Origin of the sequence: Sinorhizobium fredii USDA 205 (assembly GCF_001461695.1) — a bacterium.
Taxonomy (GTDB): Bacteria; Pseudomonadota; Alphaproteobacteria; order Rhizobiales; family Rhizobiaceae; genus Sinorhizobium; species Sinorhizobium fredii.
This window is the reverse complement of the sequence record NZ_AUTC01000017.1, coordinates 1-10142: the sequence shown is the minus strand read 5'-3', so window position 1 is coordinate 10142 and position 10142 is coordinate 1. Positions and strand designations below refer to the sequence as shown.

The 10142-nt window shown below is 61.3% G+C and carries 10 protein-coding genes and 3 pseudogenes; 6 read left to right on the top strand and 7 right to left on the bottom strand.

Annotated elements, in window-relative coordinates:
* Window positions 1–255: 255 nt before the first annotated feature.
* Complete coding sequence (locus N181_RS03055) at window positions 256–789, bottom strand: globin domain-containing protein (RefSeq protein ID WP_037436651.1); 534 nt, start codon at window positions 787–789, stop codon at window positions 256–258.
* Window positions 790–1172: 383 nt separating this feature from the next.
* Between N181_RS03055 and N181_RS03050 the strand changes: the two genes are divergently transcribed.
* Window positions 1173–2237 (top strand): sensor histidine kinase, encoded by a 1065-nt coding sequence (locus N181_RS03050; RefSeq protein ID WP_037436650.1) that lies wholly within the window; start codon window positions 1173–1175, stop codon window positions 2235–2237.
* Between the two features lie 44 nt (window positions 2238–2281).
* On the opposite strand, the gene N181_RS35305 is transcribed toward N181_RS03050, so the two are convergent.
* Complete coding sequence (locus N181_RS35305) at window positions 2282–2443, bottom strand: helix-turn-helix domain-containing protein (RefSeq protein ID WP_337739440.1); 162 nt, start codon at window positions 2441–2443, stop codon at window positions 2282–2284.
* Here N181_RS35305 and N181_RS30820 point away from each other — a divergent pair.
* Window positions 2419–2704: pseudogene (locus N181_RS30820) on the top strand (IS1595 family transposase); the annotation flags it as partial. The gene N181_RS35305 and the pseudogene N181_RS30820 overlap by 25 nt on opposite strands.
* 40 nt (window positions 2705–2744) lie before the next feature.
* Here N181_RS30820 and N181_RS03040 read toward each other — a convergent pair.
* On the bottom strand, window positions 2745–3671 hold the full coding sequence (locus tag N181_RS03040; RefSeq protein WP_037436647.1) for a LysR family transcriptional regulator: 927 nt from the start codon (window positions 3669–3671) through the stop codon (window positions 2745–2747).
* Window positions 3672–3826: 155 nt separating this feature from the next.
* Between N181_RS03040 and N181_RS03035 the strand changes: the two genes are divergently transcribed.
* Genes N181_RS03035 through N181_RS03025 form a run of 3 tightly spaced genes read left to right on the top strand, consistent with a single transcriptional unit; the run spans window position 3827 to window position 6590 of the window.
* A complete protein-coding gene (locus tag N181_RS03035; RefSeq protein ID WP_037436645.1) occupies window positions 3827–5008 on the top strand; it encodes a cytochrome P450 in 1182 nt (393 codons plus the stop codon).
* 48 nt (window positions 5009–5056) lie between these two features.
* On the top strand, window positions 5057–5377 hold the full coding sequence (locus N181_RS03030) for a 2Fe-2S iron-sulfur cluster-binding protein (protein WP_037402858.1): 321 nt from the start codon (window positions 5057–5059) through the stop codon (window positions 5375–5377).
* Between the two features lie 22 nt (window positions 5378–5399).
* Window positions 5400–6590 carry an NAD(P)/FAD-dependent oxidoreductase gene (locus tag N181_RS03025; protein ID WP_037436643.1) on the top strand — a complete coding sequence of 397 codons (1191 nt, stop codon included), beginning with the start codon at window positions 5400–5402 and terminating at the stop codon, window positions 6588–6590.
* A gap of 48 nt (window positions 6591–6638) precedes the next feature.
* Here N181_RS03025 and N181_RS03020 read toward each other — a convergent pair whose 3' ends face one another.
* From N181_RS03020 to N181_RS03005, 4 genes and pseudogenes are all read right to left on the bottom strand, one after another.
* Entirely contained in the window at window positions 6639–7130 is a 492-nt protein-coding gene (locus tag N181_RS03020; protein ID WP_037436641.1) for a metallophosphoesterase family protein, read from the bottom strand.
* 36 nt (window positions 7131–7166) lie between these two features.
* On the bottom strand, window positions 7167–7637 hold the full coding sequence (locus tag N181_RS03015; protein ID WP_014332482.1) for an Lrp/AsnC family transcriptional regulator: 471 nt from the start codon (window positions 7635–7637) through the stop codon (window positions 7167–7169).
* A 151-nt stretch (window positions 7638–7788) separates the two neighbouring features.
* A pseudogene (locus tag N181_RS03010) lies at window positions 7789–9110 on the bottom strand (type II toxin-antitoxin system HipA family toxin).
* Complete coding sequence (locus N181_RS03005) at window positions 9100–9384, bottom strand: helix-turn-helix transcriptional regulator (protein ID WP_037402846.1); 285 nt, start codon at window positions 9382–9384, stop codon at window positions 9100–9102. The pseudogene N181_RS03010 and the gene N181_RS03005 overlap by 11 nt, the downstream one beginning before the upstream one ends.
* A 390-nt stretch (window positions 9385–9774) precedes the next feature.
* Here N181_RS03005 and N181_RS03000 point away from each other — a divergent pair.
* Window positions 9775–10142, top strand: a pseudogene (locus N181_RS03000) (hypothetical protein); the annotation flags it as partial.

Below are 10142 nucleotides of genomic sequence, written 5' to 3'. Positions count from 1 at the left end.
GAGGCCAAGCGTACAATGTAATGAACTTCAGTTCCAGGTGACTAGGGCGTGAACTCATAAACGTGCCCCCGCGGATGCTTGCGAGGGTCTGCCCTGTCTCTGATAGCCGACGAATGGTTGCAGCGAACGAGGCGATGTGCATTCAGCGGACTCATGCGGCGCAGCATCGCAGCTAACAATCCCGCCAGCCTTAGCTGGACGGGATAGTTAGACTCGGAAGCTCAGGGTGCTTCAGCCGCGCTTGGCGGCCGCGACCTAGCGGGCGGTGACCTCGTCTTTGTGGGCCGCGAAGGCTGCCAGGACTTCGTCCTTCTCGCGTTTCGGGACCTTGAAGAAGTCCAGGGTCCGTCCGAGTTCCGCTGCAACCTCATCGAATTCTTCGGGTGAGATCCGGAGGTCTCGGTGGGCCTCCTCAAGGCCGAGCGGCGTCGTGCCGGGCTTGGTGGCCGTGAACTGGAAGGGCTCACCGGAAACGTCGCAGACCCACAGCGTCCGCATGAACTTGAGGCCGGGCAGCCTGCCGAGGTTCTTGGTGTGCCATTCCCGCAGCTGCGGGTTCTTGGACTCCTGGCCGACGATGGGGTTCTTCACGACGGCGTCGCTGAAGTGATCCACCACCGCCGCGATGGCGAAGACGCCGCCCAGCCGTTCGTACAGACTTTTCTCAGGAATGGTTTGGTTGGCCTGCGCGTTATCCGTCCCCGCCAACACAACCACCGAGGCGGCGGTCAGCGCCAGCCCTGCGACCACGCTTCGTCTTGTGATAGAAGTCGAAACAGCCTGTGTCATGGTCACCTCCTTGGTAGTGGGAGAATGCTGGTCCGTTTAGAACAAACCGTCAATTCAAACTTGACCACTTTGTCCGCCAACGGACTAATTTAAACTCCACTGGATTTAGATTGGGGCGCAGGGGTAAAATACGGACAGCATCCATCGCGCGTCTAACTTGATCGAACGTTCTTCAACAAGATTAGGCGATGTCGGCGTGTTGCGACTCGATATGGCAAACTCGAGCCAACTATTTGGCTTTCAAAGGCGCGCATCAATCCGAACTTGGCAACGCTAGTCAAGCTAGGTCAATGACATTTGGCGAGGAGAATTATAATATACGTTGAAAATAGAACCTTCATTGCGAACAAGTGATCCGCGGCCAGGATTGGATCTATTAAGCCATGATCGATTTTCAAAATATTGAAGACGCGCAGACGTTGGCACAAGCAATTGTGAATACCATTCCAGAGCCCTTTATTGTGCTCGACGACCAGTTTTGTGTGCTGGCTGCCAGCCGTTCCTTTTATGAGACGTTCAAGTCCGATCCCGAATATACAAGAGGCCGCCTGCTTTACGCACTCGGTGACGGCCAATGGGACATTCCCGCCCTGCGCGTTCTTCTGGAGACGATCATTCCAAAACATGTCTCGATGGATGGCTTTGAGGTTGCGCATGATTTTCCCGATCTCGGCCGCCGGATCATGCTGCTCAACGCCCGACAGGTCACTTACGGGAGCCGCTCGACGATCCTCCTGGCATTCACTGATGTCACGGAACGCCGCAAGATCGAGTGGGAAAGGGAAGAGCTCCTTAAGCAGACAGAACAGCTGCTCCATCAGAAGGAAATCCTGCTGCAGGAAATGCAGCACCGCGTTGCCAATAGTCTCCAGATCATCGCCAGCATATTGCTGTTGAAAGCGCGGTCGGTCACGTCCGAGGAAACACGCCGCGACTTGCGGGATGCCCACCAGCGCGTAATGTCGGTCGCAGAGGTGCAAAGGCACCTCCACATATCCGGCATCGACCAGATCGAGGTCGCTTCCTACCTGACGAAGCTTTGCGGCAGCCTGGCTTCCTCGATGATCGGCGAAAGTCAGCCCCTTGCGATCAAGGTGATAGCGGACGAGGGAAGGATCGGGTCCGACAAGGCTGTCGGCCTGGGCCTGATCGTCACCGAACTCGTGATCAATGCGATAAAATACGCGTTCCCTGTCGCCAAGCCGGACGCCGTGATCCTCGTTACCTATGAGATCAGGGGCCCGGATTGGCAGCTGATCGTTTCCGACAGTGGTGTGGGAAAGCAAGCCGATGGTGCAGTCGAAACAAGTGGCGGGCTCGGGACGGCGATTGTCCAAGCTCTTGCGAAACAGCTCGACGCGCGAGTGGACGTGGTCAGCAATTCCACCGGCACGAGCGTGTCGGTAACGCGAGCGACCTTCAGGTCGCTATTGCCGCGCGGGGTGTGAACTTCTTTGAACCATCGGAACACGCAACGTAGGAGCGAGTTGCGCTAGCCAATTTCGCGATAGACCGTCGAGCGGCCAAGGCTAAGTTGTTTGGCAGCCTCCGCCGGAGGCGTTTTCGCCTCGATCAGCTTTATGGCCGCATCGACCTTCTTCAGGTCGAGCGGCTGGCGTCCGGGCCGCTTTCCCTTCCCGCGTCCGCCGCACAATTGCCGGCGTCTTTCATCATCAGCCCGCAGCATGCCGACCTGTATTTCCACGAGATCGGCTTCCGCTGGTCACAGCGCATTGTGACTGGCCAGGCTGTGCGAAAAAGCCGAAATGGCTGGGAACGCATGAAAACCCTGTGGTCACGGGTGCCGCCGGCGCTGCAATTGCTGCAAGTCTTTCGCGCTGCTACCGGCCGTCAAATGCGCAGAAGTCCGGATGGTGGCATCATCGTCAAATCAGCAGTCGCTGTCTTTGGTTGATAAAGGCCGCGTTGTTTAGTGGGAAACCAACGCTATGCCCTCAAGACGTGCCATCGCCTTCCGGCCGCGACCGGGCGACCTCGGCGAGCAGCTGCCTCGCCCAGCGGTGCAGGCCGGACTGCGCGGTGCGCGCCGTCCAGTACATGTCGATATGGATCGGCACGTCGAGGGGAAATTCCACCACGCTCAACCTCTCGTTCAAACCATGCGCAAGCCGGCCGGGAACGGTCGCGACCAGATCGCTTCCGGCAATGATGCGTTCGAGATTGTCATGGCTTGGAAGAACGACCGTGGGCTCGAAGGGGACGCCCCTGGCTTCCAGTGCCGCGATATAGAGCCCGTGCCATTCGCCATTGTGGTTCACCTGGATATGCTGCGCTGACCGATAGTCCTGAAGGCTGAGCGGCGACGCCTTGGCCAGCACGTTGCCGCGATCCATCACGCAGACATAGCGGTCGGTGAAGAGGTGCGTGCGGAAATAGGCCTCGCCGAATATCTCGATCGGGCCGAGCACGATGTCGCATTCGTTCTGCTTCAGCTGCCGCTTGCCGTGAACGGCGGACTCGAGGACCACGAGCCGAACCTTCGGCGCCGCCCGTCTGAGGCGCGCGCAGAATTCCGGCATGACGATCTGCCGTTCGTGGAAATTGCAGGACACTGTGACCGATCCCGACGCGGAGGCCGGATCGAAGGCCTGTTCGGCCGTGAAGGCAGCGAGTTGATCGAGCATCCGGCGAGCGGCTTCGGTCAGTTCCAAGCACTTCTCCGTCGGCAGCATACGGTTGCCCTGCCGCAGAAATAATGAATCGCGGAACACAGCTCTCAGCCGCTCCACCGTATAGCTGACCGTCGACTGATTGACGTCCAGGCGGTTTGCAGCAGCGGAGAAAGACCCGAGGTCGCATACGAGCACCAGCGCCTTGAGGCTGCCGAGATCGATACCGTCCAGTTGTTGCTTCTGCCCCATTCACCCCCTCCCCCAGTGTCTGCTGCAGGATACGTCCCGAACTCAGGTTATGCAATTGCTGCATATCCTCAATGGACGTCATCGAATTGAAGGATGGTCTCGATCCGCGGTAACGTCCTCCTATCAAGTGCAACGGATTGTCAGGGAGGGACAAGATGGCGCACGCCGTTCCCGTGGTGTCGGACATCGCATTTTCGGATCTGCTGATCGACCCCTATCCAATCTACAAGCGCCTGCGCGACATGGCTTCGGCCGTCTACGTGGATGCCGCCCAGCTGGCGCTCGTGACGCGCTTCGATAACATCGTGGCGATCGAGCGCGATTCGGAGACCTTCGCCTCGAGCAATCCCGGCTCCCTCGTCAACAAGGTCATGGGCCACACCATGATGCGCAAGGACGGGGAAGCGCACGCCACGGAACGCCGGGCCATCGAGGTCAGCTTCCGGCCGGGCACTATCAAGAACCACTGGGCGGCGCAATTCGAAGCGATCAGCGACGGGCTTATCTCCGCGATCGAAAACCAGGGCGAGGCGGATCTGTTCGATGCACTGGCGGCGCCGATGGCATCGCTCGCCCTCATCGAGCTCCTCGGCCTCAGGGAGGTTTCCTGGCAGACGCTGGCGCGCTGGTCGCAGGCGCTGATGGATGGCGCCGGCAATTATTCGGGCGATCCGGAGATTTCCGCCCGGGCGACCGAAGCCTCGGCGGGCATCGATGCCGCGATCGACACGGTGCTTGCCTGGCATCGTGAGAACCCCAACCCGGCGGTGCTGTCCTCGATGGTCAATGCTGAGAACCCGATGAACCTCGAGCAGATTCGTGCGAATATCAAGGTGATCATCGGTGGCGGCCTCAACGAGCCGCGTGACTCCATTCTTTCACTGAGCCTCGGGCTTCTTTCGAATCCGCCGCAACTGGCCGAGGTCATGGCCAATCCCGACCTCTGGCCCTTGGCCTTCGAGGAGGCGGTACGCTGGATCTCGCCGATCGGCATGTATCCGCGCCGCGTGACACGCGATGTCGAACTCTCCGGCGTACACCTGCGCGCCGGCGACCAGATCGGACTTTGCGTCGGCGCCGCCAATCGCGACGACCGCCGTTTCGAGAACCCCGACAGCTTCGACCTCTTTCGCCCCAAGCAGCCGCATCTCGCCTTCGGCGCCGGGCCGCATTTTTGCGCCGGCGCCTGGGTCGCCCGCCAGATGGTCGGCAGGATCGTCGTGCCGATGCTGTTCTCGCGCCTGAAGAACCTGCGGCTTCGACCCGACGCGCCGGCGCGGATCCACGGATGGGTGTTCCGCGGGCCTGTTTCGCTGCCGGTTGCCTGGGACGCGTGAGCCCGCCCGCGCTTATCCAATCTATCCGCCAGTCCAGGAGGAATGTTGATGCCGACCATCACTTTCATTACCGCCGAGGGCAAGGAACATGCCGTCACCGCCGAGATCGGCAGATCGGTCATGGAGATCGCGCTGGAGAAGAGCATTCCGGGCGTCGTCGCCGAGTGTAACGGATCGGCGGCCTGCGCCACCTGTCATTGCTATTTCGATCCGGCCTATGCCGACATGATCGGCGCGATCGGCGAGCACGAGAGTGACATGCTCGACTTCACCGCCTCGCCGCGCCGGCCGGAAAGCCGGCTCAGCTGCCAGGTCCGCATCGCCGACGCGCTTGACGGGATGACGGTGCGCATTCCGGCCATGCAGTGAAAGCCGGAACGAGGAGGGCGACATGCGCCACGTGGTGATCATCGGGGCGGGCCAGGCCGGCAGCAGTCTCGCAGCAAAGCTCAGGGGGCTCGGCTTTGACGGCCGCGTGACGCTGATCGGCGACGAAGCCCACCCGCCCTACCAGCGCCCGCCCCTTTCCAAGGCCTATCTCACCGGCAAGCTCGACGCCGACAGTCTCGCGCTTCGCGGCCCATCCTTCTACGCCGAACGCGGCATCGATCTCAGGCTCGCTACGAAGGTCACGCGGATCATCCCGGCCAAGAAGCGCATCGAGCTCAGTGCGGAGAGCCTCGCCTATGACGACCTCGTGCTTGCGACGGGCGCCACACCCATCCGTCTGCCGGCTGATATCGGCGGAAGCCTTGCCAATGTCTTCACGCTGCGCACGATCGCCGACGTCGAAGAGATCACGCCGCACATCGGGGCAGGAAAACGCGCCTTGATCATCGGCGGCGGCTATATCGGGCTGGAGGTCGCTGCCGCCCTCAGCCAGTCGGGTGTCTCTGTGACCCTCGTCGAACTTCAGGAGCGCATCCTCGGCCGCGTCGCCGCCGCCGAGACGTCGGCCTATTTCCGCTCGCTCCATGCCGAGCGCGGCGTCAGGCTCGTCGAAGGCGTCGGGCTTGTTTCTCTTGAGGGCGAAGATCGCGTCCGCAGGGCGCGGCTTTCGGACGGTTCCTGCATCGACGTCGATTTCGTCATCGTCGGCATCGGCGTCCGCCCGAGCGTGGCGCTTGCCGAGGCGACCGGGCTGGCGGTGGAGAACGGCATCTGCGTCGATGCCCTGGGACGGACTTCCGAAGCCGCGATCTGGGCGGCCGGCGACTGCGCCTCCTTCCTTTGGGATGGCCGCCGACTGCGCATCGAAAGCGTGCCGCATGCGATCGACCAGGCGGAGACGGTTGCCGCCAACATCCTCGGCGCGAACCGCGATTATCGCCCCAGGCCGTGGTTCTGGTCGGATCAGTTCGACGTCAAGCTGCAGATCGCCGGCCTCAACACCGGCTACGACCGGATCGTCGGGCGAAAGGGCGCCAAACCCGGCTCGTGCTCCTATTGGTATTTCGCCGGCGAGAAACTGCTGGCCGTCGACGCGATCAACGATGCGCGCGCCTACATGACGGCCAAGAAGCTGATCGATGCCGGACGATCGCCATCGCCGCTCGATGTTGCCGACGGCGTGTTCACCTGAAGCGCCAATCCCTGGGCCGTTCCCGCCGGCATGGCGGGCGCTATGCCTTTACCGCAGCCGCGGGAGAAGATCAGCCAGACTGACCGGCCGCAGGCCTCTGGCATCGACACCCACGTCAAACTGCCGGGGCATCGGCTTCAATCGACCATGCGAGTGGCCGTGCAGATTGATCGACCGCTTTCCCATTTGGTTCCAGGTTCGGAACGGATAATGACAGAGGATGAGCAACTGTCCGTCGACGGTGAGCTCCGCATAGTGCTGCACGCTGTGCCAGCCGCTTGCTTCGAGTGTACCGGGCGGATCGTTGTTGCCGACGATCAGATGCTTCCTGCCGCTCAGCCGGGCGAGCAGTTGCTCTGCAAACCCGTATCTCATTGATGCGAAGTCCCCGAGGTGCCAGATGTCGTCCTCCGGCGCGACCGTTTCGTTCCAGTTGGCAATCAACGCAGCGTCATGTTCGGCCAGATTGGCGAACGGTCGACGGTCGATGCTGAGCGCCCGCGGCTCGCCGAAATGCGTGTCACTCGTGAAATAGATCATTTTGCCAACCGCGGCTTGACCCCTCACCGGCACCGATCACGAAGCCACGGGCACAAACATCCCGAGCTTCACGTCCTTCAGGACGACATTCGTGTGAATGCGCTTGATCTGAGGGTTTTGCGACATGATCTGCGCGGTGATCTCGTCGTACTGGGTGACATCCTGGGCCGTGATGATGGCCACGAGATCGACGGATCCGGTGACGTAATAGACCTGCTGGATGTGATCCTGCTTATCGACCCAGCTACGGAATTTCGCCAAGGCGTCGTAGTTCTCGCGCTCGATCTCCATGCCGGCGATAAAGGTCATCGGATTTCCGGCCACCTTGCGGTCGACGAGGGCGATCTCGGCCGAAATGATCCCGTCCTCGCGCATCCGCTTGAGGCGGCGTTGAACGGCGGAAGCCGAAAGGCCGATGATGTCGCCGATCGCCTCGGCCTTGAGCTGACAGTCGCGCTGCACGATCTCGAGGATCTTCCGATCGAATTGGTCCAGGGGCTCCGTCATTGTCTCCTCGCCTCGGTGATTTGCCGCAGCTTATACAGCATCAGCGCATGCATCGCCCAATTTCACCAAGATCACGCTTTTTCTCCGCATTGCGAGCGCTCGGCCCGCGGTGCCGCAATCTGGCTCCTTGACTGGCTAGGCTTTGTCATCTTTAAGCGCCTACGTTTGCGATCAGCGCATCCCGTGCGGCACGAAACGTGTCTTGCAGCGCCTTGTTACCATCCAGCCCCTCAAGAGCATAGCTATTGAGAAACTGACGCCCGGCGAACAGCCTCCGATCGACCGGGCTCAGTTCGGCTTCCTCGCAGATCGCTTGCCAATGTTCGGCGATGGTCGTGACCTGCTGTTCGATCAGTGCGGCGGCTTCCGCTTCTTTCAGGTGATAGTCCGGCACGGCCGCGAGGCAGACGGCCAGCGTGCTGGCGCCGCTTTCGCCCTTGATGAGCATAGCTTGTGTGGCCTCGTTCCCAGTACGGCCTTGCGGGCAGATGTCATAGGCCGGGGTCAGAGCCAGCATCTTGCCGTCCCAGAACGCTGCATGGTTGCGCGCATGGTCGTCAGTGTTGCCGCACAGCACGTTGAAGCAAATCCGCCCGTAGAGTTCCCTGAGCGTATCCTTGGGATCAGTGAAACGGTGGCGGATCAGTTCGGCAAGATCCTCGTACGAGGCATAGCGGGCCATCATCTCGTCAAGGCCCAGCATGGTGAGGGCTGAGACCATAGCGTGTCTCGTCCAGCCATCCTTTGTGTGCGTGCGGTCGAAGCGCTCGATCAGGAGGACGTCTTGGTGGGCGGCGCGGGTCATGGAGACTGCTGCGGCGTTCAGGCCGCAAGCGGCTGCCAGCTTCATGGCGATGAATTCGCCCTTCACAACGCTGTATGTGTCGTTGCTGGCCAAGAATTTGGCGATGAACTTCTTCGTGCCGTTTTCGATCAGCGCCTTGGGGCGCGCGCCGCCTATCGAAGTGCCGTGATTGAAGGCTTGGTCGAGCGCCGGGGTTAAGGGGAAGCCCTTTTCAATGAAAGCGGCTGCTTCGAGGAGCTCGTCGAGCGAGGCTTGCGCGGCAAGGCGGGGGGCGTACTCCGTAGCCGATGCCTGGAAGTCGAGGGCGCCAATCCGGTCGGACCCTGGCTGGAGCAGAAAGGTCAGCTCGCTGATCTCCGGCACGCCGGCAGCGTCGGGCTTCATGCCTGTCAGCCTGTTGATGATGACGCGGCGCCCCCAGGCATCGGGCGAGCCGTCGCGAATTCAACTCGACATGGTCAGGTCGTTGGCGGGCGCGATTACGCCTTCCTGAACTGGCAGTTCCGGTTCATAAATGGAAATTGCGTTCTTGCGGCGCCTGTAGCTGGCGCCGTAGGTGAAGAGCAGTCGCTCGCCATCCTGATCGAGGCGGCCGCGACCACTGGTTCTGTTGCGTCTGGCAGCCACATCCAGACAAAGGCTTCTGTAGGGTCCGCCCTAGAAGTCATCATCGACCTCCTTTACCGTGTGGCGGACGCTCTTGGGCAGCAGCGTCAGTTTTTCATCGAGGCGGGCGTTCTGCAACCGCAGGATGCGCTCGTCATATTCGAATAGGCGCACGCCGACGAGTGAGCAGACTTCGAAGACGATGCCGATCTCAGGTCCGGGCGCACCCTTTTCGATACTGGACAGTGTTGTGCGGCTGATGCCGGCGCGGTCGGCCAATTCCTGGGCGGTAAGGCCGCGCTCGGCCCGGCCGATGCGGATCAGCTTGCCGAGCATGGCGAGCGTTTGGCGCGTGACCCTTGAGTAGCTTCTTTGGCGCGGCACGTTTGCTACCTTGCTTTGTCCATTTCATTGTACGTGATGGGCGCTTGTGTCCAGAATTTTATTCACTATGCCGGATGCTTGGGCGGAGTCCAGTGTTCGTTTGATTGGTGATAAGAATGCCTCGTGCCCATAATTTTGAACGCCTGCTCCGCAGGGCACTTGGGACCGCGGGGTGGTCAGGCTCTAGGCTTTGTCCGGCCTTAAAATAAGGCTTCCCCCATCGGCCGATTTTCCAACGACTATGGGACATCGTGGTCTTCGCGGCGGCGCCAGAAGCCTCCCTTCGAGCCATCAACCCGTCACGACAAACCCACCTACATCCCAGTTCTAAAGGGCGGCGTTGTGGGTCTCTCCGCTGCAAGGGGCGCGCCGGCAACGAACCGCCATGCGAGTGCCGCAGTGTCTGCCCTCGAAGGCGCGGGCATTCCCGCTGACGACATCAGTATCGTTTCTAACAGTGGCGATGACCGCGACGATACCTCGAACGCCGCTGAAGGCGCTGGTGCGGGAGCTGGCCTGGGCGCACTCGCTGGTGGCACTGGTGGCCTGCTTGCCGGGCTTGGTATGTTGACCATCCCGGGTGTCGGCCCCGTTGTGGCAGCAGGCTGGTTTGCGGCGACCGCTGCAGGCGCTGTTGCAGGCGCCGTCGCCGGCGGGGCCGCCGGCGGGCTGATCGGTGCGCTCACCGACTCAGGCGTCCCAGAAGCGGA

Coding starts and splice junctions, on each gene's coding strand:
- N181_RS03020 (WP_037436641.1), bottom strand. CDS start 7,130: ATGATCTATTTCACGAGTGACACGCATTTCGGCGAGCCGCGGGCGCTC.
- N181_RS03035 (WP_037436645.1), top strand. CDS start 3,827: ATGGCGCACGCCGTTCCCGTGGTGTCGGACATCGCATTTTCGGATCTG.
- N181_RS03005 (WP_037402846.1), bottom strand. CDS start 9,384: ATGCTCGGCAAGCTGATCCGCATCGGCCGGGCCGAGCGCGGCCTTACC.
- N181_RS03025 (WP_037436643.1), top strand. CDS start 5,400: ATGCGCCACGTGGTGATCATCGGGGCGGGCCAGGCCGGCAGCAGTCTC.
- N181_RS03015 (WP_014332482.1), bottom strand. CDS start 7,637: ATGACGGAGCCCCTGGACCAATTCGATCGGAAGATCCTCGAGATCGTG.
- N181_RS03055 (WP_037436651.1), bottom strand. CDS start 789: ATGACACAGGCTGTTTCGACTTCTATCACAAGACGAAGCGTGGTCGCA.
- N181_RS03030 (WP_037402858.1), top strand. CDS start 5,057: ATGCCGACCATCACTTTCATTACCGCCGAGGGCAAGGAACATGCCGTC.
- N181_RS03050 (WP_037436650.1), top strand. CDS start 1,173: ATGATCGATTTTCAAAATATTGAAGACGCGCAGACGTTGGCACAAGCA.
- N181_RS03040 (WP_037436647.1), bottom strand. CDS start 3,671: ATGGGGCAGAAGCAACAACTGGACGGTATCGATCTCGGCAGCCTCAAG.